The sequence below is a fragment of the Citrobacter freundii ATCC 8090 = MTCC 1658 = NBRC 12681 genome (genome assembly GCF_011064845.1).
GTDB lineage: Bacteria > Pseudomonadota > Gammaproteobacteria > Enterobacterales > Enterobacteriaceae > Citrobacter > Citrobacter freundii.
Map to the genome: position 1 here is coordinate 701533 of NZ_CP049015.1, position 17980 is coordinate 719512.

The following is a 17980-nucleotide window of genomic DNA, read 5'->3' on the forward strand; positions in this document are numbered from 1 at the left end:
CCCGTACGTACTGAATTTGTAGGCCTGATAAGCGATGCGTCATCAGGCAGTGTTACGCGATTTTTCCAGCAGGAGGCTCTTGTGTCATTTGATTATCTGAAAACCGCCATTAAGAAAAAGGGTTGTACCCTGCAACAGGTGGCAGATGCCAGTGGCATGACCAAGGGATATCTAAGCCAGCTTCTGAATGCCAAAATTAAAAGCCCCAGCGCGCAAAAGCTGGAGGCGTTGCACCGTTTTCTCGGACTGGAGTTTCCGCGCCAGCAGAAAAATATCGGTGTGGTATTTGGTAAGTTTTATCCGCTGCATACCGGCCATATCTATCTTATCCAGCGCGCCTGTAGTCAGGTTGATGAACTGCATATCATCATGGGCTATGACGACACGCGCGATCGCAGCCTGTTTGAAGACAGTGCCATGTCGCAACAGCCTACGGTGCCCGATCGTCTGCGCTGGCTGCTGCAAACCTTTAAGTATCAGAAAAATATCCGTATTCATGCCTTCAACGAAGAGGGCATGGAGCCGTATCCACACGGTTGGGACGTGTGGAGCAACGGGATCAAAACGTTTATGCAGGAGAAAGGGATCCAGCCAAACTGGATCTACACCTCTGAAGAATCAGATGCCCCGCAGTATCTCGAACATCTGGGGATCGAAACCGTGCTGGTGGATCCCAAGCGGACGTTTATGAGCATCAGCGGCGGGCAAATCCGTGAAAACCCGTTTCGCTACTGGGAGTATATTCCGACCGAAGTGAAGCCGTTTTTCGTGCGCACCGTGGCGATCCTCGGCGGGGAGTCGAGCGGTAAATCGACGCTGGTGAACAAGCTCGCCAACATCTTTAACACCACCAGTGCGTGGGAATATGGGCGTGATTACGTCTTCTCCCATTTGGGCGGCGACGAGATGGCATTACAGTATTCTGACTACGATAAAATCGCCCTGGGACAAGCACAATACATTGATTTTGCTGTTAAGTACGCCAATAAAGTGGCGTTCATCGACACCGATTTTGTGACCACTCAGGCTTTCTGCAAAAAGTATGAAGGGCGTGAACACCCGTTTGTGCAAGCGCTGATTGACGAGTATCGCTTCGACCTGGTTATCCTGCTGGAAAACAACACCCCGTGGGTAGCGGATGGCTTGCGCAGCCTTGGAAGTTCGGTTGACAGAAAAGCGTTTCAGACGCTGTTGGTCGAGATGCTGCAGGAGAACAATATCAATTTTGTGCACGTTCAGGAGCCGGACTACGATGGTCGCTTCCTGCGCTGCGTGGAGCTGGTGAAAGAGTTGATGGGCGAGCAGAGATAGGTTTTTAATGCCGGATGCGCTGCGCTTATCCGGCCTACAAGTCGCACTAACCTCGTAGGCCGGATGTGGCATCACGCCGCCATCCGGCGCTTAACGCTAATTACTTAGAAATACGCTTGTACTTAATACGCTTCGGCTCCAGCGCATCGGCGCCCAGCGTGCGTTTCTTGTACTCTTCGTATTCGGTAAAGTTACCTTCGAAGAACTCAACCTTACCCTCATCCTGGTAATCCAGAATGTGGGTCGCGATACGGTCAAGGAACCAACGGTCGTGCGAGATAACCATCGCGCAGCCCGGGAACTCCAGCAGGGCGTTTTCCAGCGCGCGCAGGGTTTCGATATCCAGGTCGTTGGTTGGTTCATCGAGCAGCAGCATGTTGCCGCCAACTTGCAGCAGCTTCGCCAGGTGCAGACGACCACGCTCACCGCCGGACAGCTCGCCAACGCGTTTACCCTGATCCACACCTTTGAAGTTGAAGCGGCCCACGTAGGCACGGCTTGGCATTTCGGTGTTGCCGATCTTCATGATATCCAGCCCGCCGGACACTTCTTCCCACACGGTTTTGCTGTTGTCCATGGCGTCACGGAACTGGTCAACGGAGGCCAGTTTGACGGTTTCACCCAGCGTGATGGTACCGCTGTCAGGCTGTTCCTGGCCGGACATCATACGGAACAGGGTTGATTTACCCGCACCGTTCGGACCGATGATGCCGACGATAGCGCCTTTCGGTACAGAGAAGCTCAGGTCGTCAATCAGCACGCGATCGCCGTAGGATTTACGCAGATTGGTAACTTCAACGACTTTATCGCCCAGACGTGCTCCAGGTGGGATAAACAATTCGTTGGTTTCGTTACGTTTCTGGTATTCAGTGTTGTTCAGCTCTTCAAAGCGTGCCAGACGGGCTTTGCCCTTAGACTGACGGCCTTTCGCGCCCTGACGAACCCACTCCAGCTCTTTCTCAATGGATTTACGGCGAGCCGCTTCCTGAGAGGCTTCCTGGGCCAGACGCTGATCTTTCTGCTCCAGCCAGGAAGAGTAGTTACCTTCCCATGGAATACCTTCACCACGGTCCAGCTCCAGGATCCAGCCGGCAACGTTGTCGAGGAAGTAACGGTCGTGGGTAATCGCCACCACGGTACCTTCGAAGTCGTGCAGGAAGCGTTCCAGCCACGCGACGGATTCGGCGTCCAGGTGGTTAGTCGGTTCGTCGAGCAGCAGCATGTCTGGTTTTTCCAGCAGCAGGCGGCACAGCGCGACGCGGCGGCGTTCACCACCGGAGAGATTCTCAATTTTAGCGTCCCAGTCCGGCAGACGCAGGGCGTCAGCGGCACGCTCAAGCTGCACGTTCAGGTTATGACCGTCGTGCGCCTGAATGATCTCTTCAAACTTGCCCTGCTGTGCGGCCAGCTTATCGAAGTCAGCGTCCGGTTCGGCGTACTTGGCGTACACTTCATCCAGACCTTTCAGCGCGTTAACCACTTCGGCAACCGCTTCTTCCACGGATTCACGAACGGTATGTTCCGGGTTCAGTTTTGGTTCCTGTGGCAGGTAACCGATTTTAATGCCAGGCTGTGGGCGAGCTTCACCTTCGATATCAGTATCAATACCGGCCATGATGCGCAGCAGGGTAGATTTACCCGCACCGTTCAGACCGAGAACACCGATTTTGGCGCCAGGGAAGAAGCTCAGTGAGATGTTTTTAAGAATATGACGTTTCGGCGGAACGACCTTGCCGACACGATGCATGGTATAAACGAATTGGGCCACGTTGGACTCGCCTCTATGTTTATCCCGTCATACTTCAAGCCGCAGATGCGTTGGCTGTGTCGTTCACCCCAGTCACGTACTTTTGTACGCTCAGGGGATTCACTTCCTCGCCGCCTTGCTGCAACTTGAATTATTTAGGGCTAATTATTGGTAAATAGTTATCAAAGGCGAAGTGTAGCCTTTTTCATTGTCCAATCCCAGCCAGCAGATCCCACTCGCAACAAAAGTAAAAAAGTGTCCGTGACGTGGCGCATTCTGCAATGTCTGGTTAGCATGAATGAATTAAGCGGCATGATGCTGCACAGACGTAACATGAGAAGAGGAAGAGCTTGTGGACAAAGCCAAACAATTTACCTGGCGCCTGCTGGCTGCCAGCGTATGTCTGCTGACGGTCAGTCAAGTAGCGCGAGCGGATTCCCTGGATGAGCAGCGCAATCGCTATGCGCAAATTAAGCAGGCCTGGGATAACCGGCAGATGGATGTCGTAGAGCAGATGATGCCTGGCCTGAAGAACTATCCTCTGTATCCTTATCTGGAATATCGCCAGATCACTGACGATCTGATGAATCAGCCCACCATTACCGTCACCAATTTTGTGCGCGCCAACCCGACGCTGCCCCCGGCGCGTACTCTGCAATCTCGTTTCGTGAATGAACTGGCGCGCCGCGAAGACTGGCGTGGGCTGCTGGCGTTCAGTCCGGAAAAACCGGGCACCACCGAAGCGCAATGTAACTATTACTTCGCGAAATGGAGTACCGGACAAACTGAAGAAGCCTGGCAGGGGGCGAAAGAACTGTGGCTGAGCGGAAAAAGTCAGCCGAACGCCTGTGACAAATTATTCGGCGTATGGCGTGCCTCAGGCACCCAGGATCCGCTGGCGTATCTGGAGCGTATTCGTCTGGCGATGAAAGCCGGGAATACCGGACTGGTCACGGCGTTGGCCGGACAGATGCCCGCGCAATACCAAACCATTGCTTCAGCGATCATCGCGCTGGCCAACGATCCGAATTCGGTAATGACCTTTGCTCGCACCACCGGCGCAACGGATTTCACCCGACAGATGGCGGCGGTCGCCTTTGCCAGCGTGGCGCGTCAGGATGTGGAGAATGCCCGCCTGATGATCCCTTCCCTGGTGCAGGCGCAACAGCTGAATGACGAGCAAACCCAGGAGCTGCGCGACATTGTCGCCTGGCGTCTGATGGGCAATGACGTTACCGACGAGCAGGCCAAATGGCGTGATGATGCGATTATGCGCTCCAACTCCACCTCGCTTGTGGAGCGCCGGGTGCGCATGGCGCTGGGAACCGGCGATCGTCGTGGCCTGAATACCTGGCTGGCGCGTCTGCCAATGGAAGCCAAAGAAAAAGATGAGTGGCGCTACTGGCAAGCGGATCTGCTGCTGGAGCGCGGACGCGATGCGGAAGCCAAAGAGATCCTGCACCAACTCATGCAGCAGCGCGGTTTCTATCCGATGGTGGCGGCACAGCGCCTGGGCGAAGAGTACGAGCTGAAAGTGGATAAAGCACCAGCTAACGTTGATTCTGCGCTGACTCAGGGCCCGGAAATGGCACGCGTACGCGAGCTAATGTACTGGAACATGGATAATACCGCGCGCAGTGAATGGGCGAATCTGGTCACCAGCCGTACCAAGTCCGAGCAGGCTCAGTTGGCGCGTTACGCGTTCAACAATCACTGGTGGGATCTAAGCGTTCAGGCGACGATCGCCGGAAAGTTGTGGGATCATCTGGAAGAGCGATTCCCGTTGGCCTATAAAGATCTTTTTACCCGTTACACCAGCGGCAAGGATATTCAGCCAAGCTATGCGATGGCGATAGCGCGTCAGGAAAGCGCCTGGAACCCGAAAGTGAAATCACCGGTTGGCGCAAGCGGGCTGATGCAGATTATGCCGGGTACGGCGACGCATACGGTGAAAATGTTCTCGATTCCAGGTTACAGCAGTCCGAGCCAGCTATTGGATCCTGATACCAACATCAACATCGGAACCAGCTATTTGCAGTACGTGTATCAGCAATTTGGCAATAACCGCATCTTTGCGTCAGCAGCCTATAACGCCGGTCCGGGACGCGTTCGCACCTGGCTTGGCAATAGCGCTGGCCGCATTGATGCCGTCGCGTTTGTCGAGAGCATTCCATTCTCAGAGACGCGTGGTTATGTGAAGAACGTGCTGGCTTACGATGCGTACTATCGCTATTTCCTCGGCGATAAACCGGAGTTGATGAGCGACGCAGAATGGCAACGTCGTTACTGATCGTGTCGATTGTGTTATGCTATCGTACTCGTTAAAGAGTACAAAAGGGGGAGGCAAGCACGCTTCCCCCGCAACGATGGCGATATCTTATGACTCAGCAATCACCCTATTCAGCAGAGATGGCAGAACAACGTCACCAGGAGTGGTTACGTTTTGTCGATCTGCTTAAACACGCCTACGAACAAGATTTACACCTGCCACTGCTCAATTTGATGTTAACGCCGGATGAGCGTGAAGCGTTGGGCACGCGTGTGCGTATCATTGAAGAGCTGCTGCGCGGTGAGATGAGCCAGCGTGAGCTTAAAAACGAGCTCGGGGCGGGGATTGCTACTATTACGCGAGGGTCGAACAGCCTCAAATCCGCACCGGTGGATCTGCGTCAGTGGCTGGAACAGGTGTTGCTCGGGAAAAATTGATCCGCCGGATGTGGCTTTGCCTTATCCGGCCTACGATTGAACATCCGGCACAATGCTATAAATACACCGCGTTATGAAACGGGCTGAGCGCCAGAATCACCGCCTGGTGGTAGACGCTCGAACGCGTCAGCTTACCCGCGGTAAAGACGCCGATTGCGCCCTCTTTACGGCCAATCTCATCAATACCTGTATAGTCCGACATCACCGGGCCGAGTGCTTCACCTTTGCGGACTCTGTCGAGAATGACAGCAGGCAATGGCAGCGTGGCTGAACGGGCTTCACCGCGCTGGATGCCGTTATCAATCACCACCCAACTGAAGGTGGCATCGTCGTCAATTCCTGCTTCAATGGCGACCCAGAAATCAGCCTGTGGGTGCTGGCGGCGAGCGTTATCAACGCGATTTCGTGCGCCAGTGCGCGTTTCCTGGTTTCCGAAAGGTTGTTCCGGCACGCCACTCTCGACGGCGACGGGTTCAATATGGCAGGATCCTTCCCCGAAAATCTCTTCAAATGCCCGCAGAATTGCCTGAATTTTGGCAGGATTGGTGGTCGCAGAGATAACCTTGTGCATAATTAAGCTCAGTTTGAAAATTCATCGCATCGCAGTATAACGGAAAAAAAGCATGTTACAGGTATACCTTGTTCGCCATGGCGAAACGCAGTGGAACGCCGAGCGACGTATTCAAGGCCAGTCAGACAGCCCACTAACCGCTAAAGGTGAACAGCAAGCCATGCAGGTGGGTGAACGCGCTCGCTCGTTTGGTATTACGCATGTCATCAGTAGCGATCTTGGTCGTACACGACGCACCGCAGAAATCATCGCCCAGGCCTGTGGCTGTGATATCACCTATGACTCCCGTCTGCGCGAGCTAAATATGGGTGTGCTGGAAAAACGTCACATCGATACGCTGACGCCGGAGGAAGAGGGCTGGCGTCGCCAGTTGGTGAACGGTACGGTGGATGGGCGTATCCCTGAAGGGGAATCGATGCAGGAATTGAGCGATCGCGTCAACGCAGCGCTGGCATCCTGTCTGGAATTGCCGCCGGGAAGTCGTCCGCTGCTGGTCAGTCACGGTATCGCGCTGGGTTGCCTGGTGAGTACAATTCTTGGATTACCGGCATGGGCTGAACGTCGCTTGCGTCTGCGCAACTGTTCTATTTCTCGCGTTGATTACCAGGAAAGCTTATGGCTGGCGCCGGGATGGGTCGTTGAAACGGCAGGGGACATCTCACATCTGGACGCCCCTGCGTTGGATGAACTACAGCGCTAGCGGCGAATCGGAATCAGGAATTCGCAGCGCAGGTTGATCGGGCGATCTCCCGCTTTGGCATCTTCTGCCGGGTAATATCGCTCGATATCCTGTCCTTTACGGCGCGTCAGGTTCAGCATTGGCATGCATGTGCCGTAAACCGTCAGGATAAACTCTTGCACGCCGGTTCCCAGCCCTTCGTAGGTAAACATCACGTACTCGCCACCCTGTAACAGGATAGGCTGCGCCGACGGCACATAGCCATTGGCCTGTTCCGGCGTCAGTGCAGTGGTGTAAAACACTTCCTGCTCGTCATCTTTTTCAATGCTCGGACGCGTTTCGTTAAGCCCGTACAGGACTGGCGGGATCGCAGGAGCCTGACTGAGGAAGTCGCGCCAGAACTGAATACGCATTTCATGACGGAAATCTGAAATCTGTTCCAGCGAGCAGGAATAGCTTTGCGTGGTGCCGAGTAGTTGCGTATCTTCCAGGGTGACAAACTCGTGCGCAGGCATCGCAAATTCACCTAGGCGCATTGGCGGGCGAATACCAAACGCACTCCATTCCGGGGAGCGACGATACAGCGCAGGCGTTTGGGAAAACTGTTTCTTGAACGCGCGAGTAAAGGTTTGTTGAGAGTCGAAGCGATATTGCAGCGCAATATCCAAAATTGGGCGCGCAGTCAGGCGCAGCGCCACTGCAGATTTCGATAAACGACGGGCGCGGATATAGGCGCCAATAGCATGGCCCGTCACGTCCTTAAACATTCTCTGCAGGTGCCACTTGGAATAGCCCGCTTTTGCCGCCACATTGTCAAGCGACAAAGGCTGATCCAGATGACCTTCCAGCCAGATTAATAGGTCGCGAATAATGCCAGCCTGATCCATAAAATATCCTCATCCTTTCAACAACGAGTACCTGACGTCAGGTATGAGGATAATAGCATTTTTTGCTGTTTTAGCATTCAGTGTTTTTTTTGCTCATAAATGCTTTTTTCGGACATACGAAAGCGTGATTATTGTAATCCTGTGATCTGTATACGTTTTATCTTAGAATGTCGAATAATTGCACAGAGTAACTTTTAAAAATGGTAACAATATGAAATATAAGAGCTTAGTCATTTCCTCAATTCTGCTGATGTTGGCGCAGGTTGCCCATGCGGAGCAGATTGGATCTGTCGATACGGTGTTCAAAATGTTCGGCCCGGATCATAAAATTGTGGTCGAAGCGTTTGACGATCCGGATGTTACCAACGTGACCTGCTACGTGAGTCGGGCGAAGACTGGCGGCATCAAAGGTGGTCTGGGGCTGGCGGAAGATACCTCCGATGCCGCCATTTCCTGCCAGCAGGTTGGGCCGGTAGAACTGAGCGACAGAATCAAGAACGGTAAAGCTCAGGGCGAAGTGGTATTTAAAAAACGTACCTCGCTGGTGTTTAAATCTTTACAGGTCGTGCGTTTTTACGATGCGAAACGTAATGCGCTGGCCTATCTGGCTTATTCAGATAAAGTCGTCGATGGATCGCCCAAAAATGCCATTAGCGCGGTACCCATCATGCCGTGGCGGCAATAATAAGGAAGCACAATGCAACAGCCGTTGATCTGGTTGGTTGAGGATGAGCAGGGAATCGCTGATACGCTTATCTACATGCTGCAGCAAGAGGGGTTTAGCGTAGAGGCGTTTGAGCGCGGATTTCCCGTGCTGGAGAAATCTCGCCAGCAATGCCCTGATGCCATCATTCTGGATGTCGGGCTACCGGATATAAGCGGTTTTGAACTGTGCCGACGTTTACTTGAACGCCACCCGGCGTTGCCGATCATGTTTCTGACCGCACGCAGCGATGAAGTGGATCGCCTGTTGGGGCTGGAAATTGGCGCGGATGACTATGTTGCCAAGCCTTTCTCGCCGCGTGAAGTGTGCGCTCGTGTGCGTACGCTGCTGCGGCGGGTGCAAAAATTCTCCACGCCTTCATTGACAACGCGCTGTGGGGATTTTGAACTTAATGAGCTGGCCGCGCAGATTACCTGGTTCGGCATGCCGTTGAACCTGACGCGCTATGAATTCCTGCTGCTGAAAACACTGCTGATGTCGCCGGGACGTATTTACTCCCGCCAACAACTGATGGATTTAGTCTGGGCCGATGCGCAGGATACCTTTGACAGAACGGTCGATACCCACATCAAAACGCTGCGCGCCAAGCTGAGGGCCATCAACCCCGAGCTTTCCCCCATCAACACGCATCGCGGTATGGGATACAGCCTGAGGAGCGCCTGATGCGCATTGGCATGCGTTTGCTGCTCGGCTATTTTTTGATTGTTGCCGTCGCTGCCTGGTTCGTTCTGTCGATCTTTGTGCAGGAAATTAAGCCAGGCGTCCGTCGAGCGACTGAAGGCACATTGATTGATACCGCCACGCTGCTGGCTGCGCTGGCGCGTGATGACTTACTCTCTGACACCCCCACCAACGGCAAGCTGGCGCAGGCCTTTTCGCAACTGCATAACCGCCCATTCCGCGCCAATATCAGCGGCATTAACAAAGTACGTAATGAATACCATGTCTACATGACGGACGCGCAGGGCAAGGTGGTGTTTGATTCAGCTAACCAGGCCGTCGGTCAGGACTACTCCCGCTGGAACGACGTGTGGTTAACGTTACGTGGGCAGTATGGCGCTCGTAGTACGCCGCTAAACCCGGATGATCCGGAAAGCTCGGTGATGTACGTTGCCGCGCCGATTGTAGACGGTGGTCGTATTATCGGTGTGCTCAGTGTCGGCAAACCAAATGCAGCGATGGCGCCGGTGATTAAACGCAGTGAACGGCGAATGCTGTGGGCCAGCGCCGTATTGCTGGGTATTGCCCTGGTGATTGGCTTCGGGATGGTATGGTGGATAAACCGCTCCATTGCCCGGCTGGCGCGTTATGCCGATTCCGTTACTGAGAATCGCCCCGTCCCACTGCCTGATTTAGGCAGTAGCGAGTTACGCAAACTGGCGCAGGCGCTGGAAAGTATGCGTCTGAAGCTCGAAGGCAAGAACTACATTGAGCAGTATGTCTACGCGTTAACGCATGAGCTGAAAAGCCCGCTGGCGGCCATTCGTGGCGCGGCAGAGATACTGCGCGAAGGTCCGCCGCCAAACGTGGTAGCGCGCTTTACCGATAATATTCTGACGCAAAATGCGCGCATGCAGGCGCTGGTTGAAACCTTGTTACGTCAGGCGCGACTGGAGAATCGGCAGGACATTACGTTGACGCCAGTGGCGGTAGATGCACTGTTTGCTCAGCTCAAAGAGGCGCGTAGCGTGCAGCTGGCGGCAAAAAACATCACGCTGACCATTTTGCCTTCATCGCTTAGCGTCGCAGCCGATCCCGCGTTACTGGAGCAGGCATTGGGGAATTTACTCGACAACGCTATCGACTTTACGCCACAGGACGGGACGATTGTGCTGAGTGCACATCAGCACGAGGATCGGGTCACGTTGCAGGTTACCGACAGCGGTAGCGGGATCCCTGACTTTGCGTTGCCGCGTATTTTTGAGCGCTTCTACTCGCTGCCCCGTGAGAATGGACACAAGAGCAGCGGTTTGGGGCTGGCGTTTGTCAGTGAAGTTGCACGACTGCATGAAGGCGCGGTGACATTATCTAACCGACCAGAGGGCGGCGCACAAGCTTCGTTTACGCTTCACCGTCACTTCACATAACTTCAAATTCTCCGCACATAGCTGTTCTACCTTGCTGATATTGCAAAGGAGAACGCTATGTTGAAATCACCCCTGTTCTGGAAAATCGTCACTCTGGGTGGCGCCATGCTGCTGCTGTTAATTCCCCTGACAATGGTCAGGCAGATAATCGTAGAGCGATCGGATTATCGCAATGACGTTGAAGATGCAATCCGCCAAAGCACCAGCGGACCGCAAAAGATGGTCGGCCCGTTGATAGCCATTCCGGTGACAGAGCTTTATACCTCGCTGGAGGATGGCAAAGAGATCCAGCGTAAGCGAAGCTATATCCATTTCTGGCTGCCGGAGTCGTTGGTGGTTGAGGGGGGTCAGAACGTTGAAGCGCGTAAAATCGGTATTTATGAGGGCCAGGTCTGGCACAACGATATCTCGGTGAAGGCCGAGTTTAACGCTGAACGTTTGCGTGATTTAAACCATCCCAACGTCAGCGTCGGCAAACCATTTATCGTGGTTGGCGTGGGGGATGCGCGCGGGATTGGTGTGGTGCAAGCGCCGCAGGTCAATGGAACGTCGCTGGCGGTTGAGCCGGGGACGGGGTTGGATGGACGTGCGCAGGGGATCCACATTCCGTTACCCGACGCGAGCTGGGCGGAGCAAAACCTGAGCATGACGCTGTCGCTGAATTTGAGCGGAACAGGAGATTTCTCCGTTGTTCCGGTTGGCCGTAACAGTGAAATGACCTTAACCAGCAATTGGTCGCATCCCAACTTTCTTGGGGATTTTCTTCCGGCTAAGCGCGAAATCAGTAAGTCTGGATTCAATGCCCAGTGGCAAAGCAGTTGGTTTGCCAATAACCTCGGCGAACGCTTTGATGGCGAAAAGATTGGCTGGGAGGGAATGCCTGCATTTAGCGTCGCTGTCGCCACGCCTGCGGATCAATACCAACTGACGGACAGGGCGACAAAATATGCCATTTTGCTGATTGTGCTGACCTTTATGTCTTTCTTTGTTCTTGAAAGCATGACCAGCCTTCGACTGCACCCGATGCAGTACCTGCTGGTGGGATTATCGCTGGTGATGTTTTATCTGTTGCTGCTGGCGTTGTCAGAACATATTGGTTTTACCGCCGCGTGGATTACGGCGAGTCTGGTGGGGGCGTTGATGAACGGTGTGTATCTGCAGGCGATATTACAGGGTTGGCGTAAGAGTATTTTGTTCACCGTAGCGCTGCTGGGGCTGGATGGTGTGATGTGGGTGTTGCTCCGTTCACAGGACAGCTCTTTACTGCTGGGAACCGGCGTGCTGTTGGTCGCGTTGTGTGGCGTGATGTTCCTGACGCGTCATCTTGACTGGCACTCGCTGGCACAGCCAAAACCAAAGCCGACAGAAATTCCGGAGTCTCAGCCTGCGCAGAGTGACGAGTTTCGCTTATGGAAATAGGGTTGTGGTGAAATGAAAAACGGCGCATATTGCGCCGTTTTTTTACCTGTGAGGATCGAATTAATCCTGCAGGTCGCCGCAGAAACGGTAGCCTTCACCGTGAATGGTGGCGATGATTTCTGGCGTATCCGGCGTTGATTCGAAATGTTTACGAATGCGGCGGATAGTCACGTCAACGGTACGGTCATGCGGCTTCAGTTCGCGACCGGTCATTTTTTTCAGCAGTTCTGCGCGAGACTGGATTTTGCCCGGATTCTCACAGAAGTGAAGCATGGCGCGGAATTCGCTGCGTGGCAGTTTATACTGCTCGCCATCAGGACCAATCAGAGAGCGGCTGTTGATGTCCAGCTCCCAGCCATTGAATTTGTAGCTCTCGACGCTACGGCGTTCTTCGCTGACGGTACCCAGGTTCATGGTACGCGACAGCAGGTTACGAGCACGGATAGTCAGTTCGCGCGGGTTAAACGGCTTGGTGATGTAATCGTCTGCGCCGATTTCGAGGCCGAGAATTTTATCGACTTCGTTATCACGGCCCGTCAGGAACATCAGCGCAACGTTAGCTTGTTCGCGGAGTTCGCGCGCTAACAGGAGGCCATTTTTCCCAGGCAGATTGATATCCATAATCACAAGGTTGATGTCATATTCAGAGAGAATCTGATGCATTTCCGCGCCATCTGTCGCTTCGAATACATCATAGCCTTCTGCTTCGAAAATGCTTTTCAACGTGTTGCGTGTTACTAACTCGTCTTCAACGATAAGAATGTGCGGGGTCTGCATGTTTGCTACCTAAATTGCCAACTAAATCGAAACAGGAAGTACAAAAGTCCCTGACCTGCCTGATGCATGCCGTAAATTAACATGATCGGCGTAACATGACTAAAGTACGTAATTGCGTTCTTGATGCACTTTCCATCAACGTCAACAACATCATTAGCTTGGTCGTGGGTAGTTTCCCTCTGGACCCGACAGTGTCAAAAACGGCTGTCATCCTAACCATTTTAACAGCAACATAACAGGCTAAGACATGCCGGACACCCAATAAAACTACGCTTCGTTGACATATATCAAGTTCAATTGTAGCACGTTAACAGTTTGATGAAATCAACGTATCCAAATGTTTGCTTTCATCACAAAATTGCAATATTACAACTAGTTGCACGCGCTAATTAATAAATGTAATGAATCCAACCAATGCGATCCATTTTAAATTAAATTATCATGGATAAACAGAAGGATATGCAACTTTTGTTAACATAAAAGGCAATAGTTCAGCCTGGAAATAGTTTAGCATTTTTTACTGGATGCGAAATGCTTTTTCAGTGATTTCTGTTAAAAATATGTAAATTCGCGCTGCGTAATATGTTGATGCACGTCACATTATTACCTGCACATAGGCTAAAAGAGTATCGAAATGCGTTTAACAATTATTCTGGTTGCCCCCGCCAGAGCGGAAAATATTGGTGCGGCAGCCCGTGCGATGAAGACCATGGGATTCACCCAGTTGCGGATCGTTGACAGCGAGGCCCACCTGGAACCTGCCACGCGATGGGTTGCGCATGGCTCGGGTGATATTATTGATAATATTAACGTTTTTCCAACGTTAGCCGAGGCGCTTCACGACGTGGATTTTACCGTCGCGACCACGGCGCGCAGCCGCGCGAAGTTTCATTATTACGCTACGCCGGTCGAACTGGTTCCCCTGTTGCAGGAAAAATCAACGTGGATGGATCACGCCGCGCTGGTTTTTGGTCGTGAAGATTCGGGGCTGACCAACGAAGAATTGGCTCTGGCGGATGTCCTCACCGGGGTACCGATGGTGGCTGACTATCCATCACTCAATTTGGGGCAGGCGGTGATGGTGTATTGCTATCAATTAGCAGGTTTAATACAACAACCGGCCAGAAACATTGAGATGACGGATGAGCATCAGCTACAGGCATTGCGCGAACGTGTTTTGCGTTTATTAGCCACGCTGAACGTTTCTGACGACATTAAGTTGACGGACTGGCTGCAACAGCGAATGGGTCTGTTAGAGCAGCGAGACACGGCAATGTTGCACCGTTTTTTACATGATATAGAAAAAAATCTAACAAAATAAAGTTTTGATCAATTTTTGTTGTGCAGTGTTTTGCTCTGGTTTCAAGTGGGCGAGACATGCTGTATTGGTTGAAAGTAAAAGGGCAAGCAGTCGCTCATGAACAAGTTTCGGAATGTGATCAATTTAAAAATTTATTGACTTAGGTCAGCAGATACTTTAACCCTAAAAGAATACAAGACAGACAGATAATAATTACAGAGCACACAACATCATGAAACGCATCAGCATCACTATTACCACAACCATCACCATTACCACAGGTAACGGTGCGGGCTGACGCGTACAGGAAACACAAGAAAAAGCCCGCACCTAAACAGTGCGGGCTTTTTTTTCGACCAAAGGCAATGAGGTAAACCATGCGAGTGTTGAAGTTCGGCGGTACATCAGTGGCAAATGCAGAGCGCTTTCTGCGGGTTGCCGATATTCTGGAAAGCAATGCCAGACAGGGGCAGGTCGCGACCGTGCTCTCTGCCCCCGCAAAAATTACCAACCATCTGGTGGCGATGATTGAGAAGACCATCGGTGGTCAGGATGCTTTAGCCAATATCAGCGACGCCGAACGTATTTTCTCTGAGCTATTGGTGGGTTTGGCCGCCGCGCAGCCGGGTTTTCCGTTGGCCCCGCTCAAAGCCTTTGTTGAACAAGAGTTTGCCCAGATTAAACACGTCCTGCATGGCATCAGCCTGTTGGGACAGTGCCCGGACAGCATCAATGCCGCGCTTATCTGCCGTGGCGAAAAAATGTCGATCGCCATCATGGCAGGCCTGCTGGAAGCGCGCGGGCACAACGTGACGGTCATCGATCCGGTGGAGAAATTGCTGGCAGTCGGCCATTACCTCGAATCTACCGTTGATATCGCCGAATCTACGCGCCGCATTGCCGCCAGCCGTATTCCTGCGGACCACATGATTTTGATGGCCGGATTTACCGCCGGGAATGAGAAAGGTGAGTTAGTGGTGCTGGGGCGTAATGGCTCCGACTACTCTGCCGCCGTACTGGCCGCCTGTTTGCGCGCTGATTGTTGTGAGATCTGGACCGATGTTGACGGCGTATATACTTGCGATCCGCGCCAGGTACCCGACGCCCGACTGCTGAAGTCGATGTCTTATCAGGAAGCGATGGAGCTTTCTTACTTCGGCGCCAAAGTGCTGCACCCGCGCACCATTACCCCTATTGCCCAGTTCCAGATCCCTTGCCTGATTAAAAATACCGGCAATCCACAAGCGCCTGGCACGTTGATTGGCGCCAGCAGTGATGACGACGATTTGCCGGTAAAAGGTATTTCTAATCTCAATAACATGGCGATGTTTAGCGTTTCCGGCCCAGGAATGAAAGGCATGGTGGGTATGGCGGCACGCGTTTTTGCCGCAATGTCGCGTGCGGGCATCTCGGTAGTGCTGATCACCCAATCCTCTTCCGAATATAGCATCAGCTTCTGCGTCCCGCAGGGCGACTGCGCGCGTGCGCAACGCGCCATGCAGGATGAATTCTACCTCGAACTGAAAGAAGGCCTGCTGGAGCCGCTGGCGGTAACTGAGCGTCTGGCTATCATCTCTGTTGTTGGCGATGGTATGCGTACTCTGCGTGGCATTTCGGCGAAATTCTTTGCCGCATTGGCTCGCGCGAACATCAATATCGTGGCGATCGCCCAGGGGTCGTCTGAGCGTTCTATTTCGGTGGTGGTGAACAACGACGACGCGACCACCGGCGTTCGCGTGACCCATCAAATGCTGTTCAACACCGACCAGGTGATTGAAGTGTTTGTGATTGGCGTAGGCGGCGTGGGCGGTGCGCTACTGGAGCAGCTTAAACGTCAGCAAACCTGGCTCAAAAAGAAGCATATCGATCTTCGCGTGTGCGGCGTGGCGAATTCGAAGGCTCTGCTGACCAACGTCCATGGACTGAATCTGGAGAACTGGCAGTCGGAGCTGGAAAGCGCGAAAGAGCCATTCAACCTTGGGCGCTTAATTCGCCTGGTGAAAGAATATCATCTGCTTAATCCGGTGATTGTCGACTGTACGTCAAGCCAGGCGGTGGCGGATCAGTATGCTGATTTCCTGCGCGAAGGCTTCCATGTGGTTACGCCGAACAAAAAGGCCAACACCTCGTCGATGGATTACTACCATCAGTTGCGTTTTGCCGCCGCGAAGTCCAGGCGTAAATTCCTCTACGACACCAACGTGGGCGCAGGCTTGCCGGTAATTGAAAACCTGCAAAACCTGCTCAGCGCAGGTGATGAATTGCAGCGTTTCTCCGGTATTCTTTCCGGCTCGCTGTCGTTTATTTTCGGCAAGCTGGATGAAGGCATGAGCTTCTCGCAAGCCACCACCATGGCGCGTGAGATGGGCTATACCGAGCCCGATCCGCGTGACGATCTTTCCGGCATGGATGTGGCACGTAAGCTGCTGATCCTCGCCCGTGAGACCGGTCGTGAGCTGGAGCTTTCAGACGTGGTCATTGAGCCAGTTCTGCCAAACGAGTTTGATGATTCCGGTGATGTATCCGCGTTTATGGCGAAATTGCCACAGCTGGATGACGTCTTTGCCGCGCGCGTGGCGAAAGCCCGTGATGAGGGAAAAGTATTGCGTTATGTTGGCAATATCGAAGAGGACGGCGTTTGTCGCGTGAAAATTGATGCAGTAGACGGCAACGATCCGCTGTTTAAAGTGAAAAACGGTGAGAACGCGCTGGCATTCTATAGCCACTACTATCAGCCGTTACCATTGGTTCTGCGCGGATATGGCGCGGGTAACGACGTGACGGCAGCGGGCGTCTTTGCCGACCTGCTACGCACCCTTTCATGGAAGTTAGGAGTCTGACATGGTGAGAGTTTATGCCCCGGCTTCCAGTGCCAATATGAGCGTCGGGTTTGATGTGCTTGGTGCGGCAGTAACTCCGGTGGACGGTTCGCTGTTGGGCGATGTGGTGTCCGTTGAGGCGGCTGATCAGTTCAGCCTGAACAACCTTGGGCGCTTTGCCAACAAGCTGCCGTCAGAGCCGCGCGAAAATATTGTCTATCAGTGTTGGGAGCGATTCTGCCAGGTGCTGGGTAAAACGGTTCCGGTGGCGATGACGCTGGAAAAAAATATGCCGATTGGCTCCGGGTTAGGCTCCAGCGCCTGTTCCGTCGTGGCGGCGCTAGTCGCTATGAACGAACACTGCGGTAAGCCGCTCAACGATACGCGCCTGTTGGCGATAATGGGCGAGCTGGAAGGGCGTATCTCCGGCAGTATTCATTACGATAATGTTGCCCCGTGCTTTTTGGGCGGCATGCAGTTAATGATCGAAGAAAACGGCATTATCAGCCAGCAGGTGCCAGGCTTTGATGAGTGGCTATGGGTACTGGCGTATCCGGGGATTAAAGTGTCGACGGCAGAAGCGCGGGCGATTCTACCTGCGCAGTATCGCCGTCAGGACTGTATCGCCCACGGGCGACATCTGGCTGGATTTATCCATGCCTGCTATTCCCGTCAGCCTGGGCTTGCCGCGAAGCTGATGAAGGACGTCATTGCTGAGCCGTATCGTACCCGCTTGCTGCCAGGCTTTAGTCAGGCGCGTCAGGCGGTAACAGAAATTGGCGCGCTGGCCAGCGGGATCTCCGGGTCAGGGCCGACGCTGTTCGCCTTGTGCGATAAGCCGGATACGGCGCAGCGCGTTGCAGATTGGCTGAGTAAAAATTACCTGCAAAATCAGGAAGGTTTTGTTCATATTTGCCGGCTGGACACGGCGGGCGCACGGGTACTGGGATAAT

General features: G+C 53.2%; 17 protein-coding genes and 1 other annotated feature. Of the genes, 13 read left to right on the plus strand and 4 right to left on the minus strand.

Going from position 1 to position 17980, the window contains the following annotated elements; translation table 11 throughout:
* Nucleotides 1–81 precede the first annotated feature (81 nt).
* Nucleotides 82–1311, plus strand: coding sequence for a multifunctional transcriptional regulator/nicotinamide-nucleotide adenylyltransferase/ribosylnicotinamide kinase NadR (gene nadR, locus G4551_RS03460; protein ID WP_003019021.1), 1230 nt, complete (start codon nucleotides 82–84; stop codon nucleotides 1309–1311).
* A gap of 100 nt (nucleotides 1312–1411) precedes the next feature.
* Here the strand turns inward: nadR and ettA are convergent, their stop codons facing one another.
* Nucleotides 1412–3079 carry an energy-dependent translational throttle protein EttA gene (gene ettA / locus G4551_RS03465; RefSeq protein ID WP_003019019.1) on the minus strand — a complete coding sequence of 556 codons (1668 nt, stop codon included), beginning with the start codon at nucleotides 3077–3079 and terminating at the stop codon, nucleotides 1412–1414.
* 331 nt (nucleotides 3080–3410) lie between these two features.
* Here ettA and sltY point away from each other — a divergent pair, with 331 nt between their 5' ends.
* Nucleotides 3411–5348, plus strand: coding sequence for a murein transglycosylase (sltY, locus tag G4551_RS03470; RefSeq protein ID WP_003019016.1), 1938 nt, complete (start codon nucleotides 3411–3413; stop codon nucleotides 5346–5348).
* Between the two features lie 89 nt (nucleotides 5349–5437).
* Complete coding sequence (gene trpR / locus G4551_RS03475) at nucleotides 5438–5764, plus strand: trp operon repressor (protein ID WP_003837292.1); 327 nt, start codon at nucleotides 5438–5440, stop codon at nucleotides 5762–5764.
* Nucleotides 5765–5819: 55 nt separating this feature from the next.
* Here the strand turns inward: trpR and yjjX are convergent, their stop codons facing one another.
* A complete protein-coding gene (yjjX, locus tag G4551_RS03480; RefSeq protein WP_003837294.1) occupies nucleotides 5820–6335 on the minus strand; it encodes an inosine/xanthosine triphosphatase in 516 nt (171 codons plus the stop codon).
* 52 nt (nucleotides 6336–6387) lie between these two features.
* Between yjjX and gpmB the strand changes: the two genes are divergently transcribed.
* Nucleotides 6388–7035: a 2,3-diphosphoglycerate-dependent phosphoglycerate mutase GpmB gene (gene gpmB, locus G4551_RS03485; RefSeq protein WP_003019006.1), complete on the plus strand. Its 648-nt coding sequence runs from the start codon at nucleotides 6388–6390 to the stop codon at nucleotides 7033–7035.
* On the opposite strand, the gene robA is transcribed toward gpmB, so the two are convergent.
* Entirely contained in the window at nucleotides 7032–7901 is an 870-nt protein-coding gene (robA, locus tag G4551_RS03490; protein ID WP_003837295.1) for an MDR efflux pump AcrAB transcriptional activator RobA, read from the minus strand. The two genes, gpmB and robA, sit on opposite strands and share 4 nt — an antisense overlap.
* A gap of 211 nt (nucleotides 7902–8112) precedes the next feature.
* Between robA and creA the strand changes: the two genes are divergently transcribed.
* The 4 genes from creA to creD are packed head-to-tail and all read left to right on the plus strand — an operon-like array spanning nucleotide 8113 to nucleotide 12131.
* Complete coding sequence (gene creA / locus G4551_RS03495) at nucleotides 8113–8586, plus strand: protein CreA (RefSeq protein WP_003018998.1); 474 nt, start codon at nucleotides 8113–8115, stop codon at nucleotides 8584–8586.
* A 12-nt stretch (nucleotides 8587–8598) separates the two neighbouring features.
* Nucleotides 8599–9288, plus strand: coding sequence for a two-component system response regulator CreB (gene creB / locus G4551_RS03500; RefSeq protein ID WP_003837297.1), 690 nt, complete (start codon nucleotides 8599–8601; stop codon nucleotides 9286–9288).
* A complete protein-coding gene (gene creC / locus G4551_RS03505; protein ID WP_003837299.1) occupies nucleotides 9288–10712 on the plus strand; it encodes a two-component system sensor histidine kinase CreC in 1425 nt (474 codons plus the stop codon). Before creB ends, creC begins: the two co-directional genes overlap by 1 nt.
* A gap of 57 nt (nucleotides 10713–10769) precedes the next feature.
* Nucleotides 10770–12131 (plus strand): cell envelope integrity protein CreD, encoded by a 1362-nt coding sequence (gene creD, locus G4551_RS03510; protein WP_003837301.1) that lies wholly within the window; start codon nucleotides 10770–10772, stop codon nucleotides 12129–12131.
* Between the two features lie 60 nt (nucleotides 12132–12191).
* On the opposite strand, the gene arcA is transcribed toward creD, so the two are convergent.
* A complete protein-coding gene (arcA, locus tag G4551_RS03515) occupies nucleotides 12192–12908 on the minus strand; it encodes a two-component system response regulator ArcA (RefSeq protein ID WP_001194359.1) in 717 nt (238 codons plus the stop codon).
* Between the two features lie 95 nt (nucleotides 12909–13003).
* Here arcA and yjjY point away from each other — a divergent pair, with 95 nt between their 5' ends.
* The 5 genes from yjjY to thrB all read left to right on the plus strand — a co-directional run bounded on the left by yjjY (nucleotide 13004) and on the right by thrB (nucleotide 17979).
* The gene (gene yjjY / locus G4551_RS03520; RefSeq protein WP_042998021.1) at nucleotides 13004–13144 is read left to right on the plus strand and encodes a YjjY family protein; all 141 of its coding nucleotides are present in this window, start codon (nucleotides 13004–13006) and stop codon (nucleotides 13142–13144) included.
* A 398-nt stretch (nucleotides 13145–13542) separates the two neighbouring features.
* Nucleotides 13543–14229: a tRNA/rRNA methyltransferase gene (locus tag G4551_RS03525; protein ID WP_003018988.1), complete on the plus strand. Its 687-nt coding sequence runs from the start codon at nucleotides 13543–13545 to the stop codon at nucleotides 14227–14229.
* Nucleotides 14230–14435: 206 nt separating this feature from the next.
* Nucleotides 14436–14562: a sequence feature (Thr leader region), on the plus strand.
* Entirely contained in the window at nucleotides 14441–14506 is a 66-nt protein-coding gene (gene thrL / locus G4551_RS03530) for a thr operon leader peptide (protein WP_032337689.1), read from the plus strand. (Overlaps the previous feature by 66 nt.)
* 23 nt (nucleotides 14563–14585) lie before the next feature.
* On the plus strand, nucleotides 14586–17048 hold the full coding sequence (gene thrA, locus G4551_RS03535; RefSeq protein ID WP_003837305.1) for a bifunctional aspartate kinase/homoserine dehydrogenase I: 2463 nt from the start codon (nucleotides 14586–14588) through the stop codon (nucleotides 17046–17048).
* 1 nt (nucleotide 17049) lies between these two features.
* A complete protein-coding gene (thrB, locus tag G4551_RS03540; RefSeq protein WP_003837306.1) occupies nucleotides 17050–17979 on the plus strand; it encodes a homoserine kinase in 930 nt (309 codons plus the stop codon).
* Nucleotide 17980 lies beyond the last annotated feature (1 nt).

Bases quoted from the DNA above. Each gene is read 5' to 3' on its own strand.
- gpmB (WP_003019006.1), top strand. From the start codon at position 6,388: ATGTTACAGGTATACCTTGTTCGCCATGGCGAAACGCAGTGGAACGCC.
- creC (WP_003837299.1), top strand. From the start codon at position 9,288: ATGCGCATTGGCATGCGTTTGCTGCTCGGCTATTTTTTGATTGTTGCC.
- thrA (WP_003837305.1), top strand. From the start codon at position 14,586: ATGCGAGTGTTGAAGTTCGGCGGTACATCAGTGGCAAATGCAGAGCGC.
- thrB (WP_003837306.1), top strand. From the start codon at position 17,050: ATGGTGAGAGTTTATGCCCCGGCTTCCAGTGCCAATATGAGCGTCGGG.
- creB (WP_003837297.1), top strand. From the start codon at position 8,599: ATGCAACAGCCGTTGATCTGGTTGGTTGAGGATGAGCAGGGAATCGCT.
- robA (WP_003837295.1), bottom strand. From the start codon at position 7,901: ATGGATCAGGCTGGCATTATTCGCGACCTATTAATCTGGCTGGAAGGT.
- yjjX (WP_003837294.1), bottom strand. From the start codon at position 6,335: ATGCACAAGGTTATCTCTGCGACCACCAATCCTGCCAAAATTCAGGCA.
- creD (WP_003837301.1), top strand. From the start codon at position 10,770: ATGTTGAAATCACCCCTGTTCTGGAAAATCGTCACTCTGGGTGGCGCC.
- arcA (WP_001194359.1), bottom strand. From the start codon at position 12,908: ATGCAGACCCCGCACATTCTTATCGTTGAAGACGAGTTAGTAACACGC.
- trpR (WP_003837292.1), top strand. From the start codon at position 5,438: ATGACTCAGCAATCACCCTATTCAGCAGAGATGGCAGAACAACGTCAC.
- yjjY (WP_042998021.1), top strand. From the start codon at position 13,004: ATGACTAAAGTACGTAATTGCGTTCTTGATGCACTTTCCATCAACGTC.
- G4551_RS03525 (WP_003018988.1), top strand. From the start codon at position 13,543: ATGCGTTTAACAATTATTCTGGTTGCCCCCGCCAGAGCGGAAAATATT.
- creA (WP_003018998.1), top strand. From the start codon at position 8,113: ATGAAATATAAGAGCTTAGTCATTTCCTCAATTCTGCTGATGTTGGCG.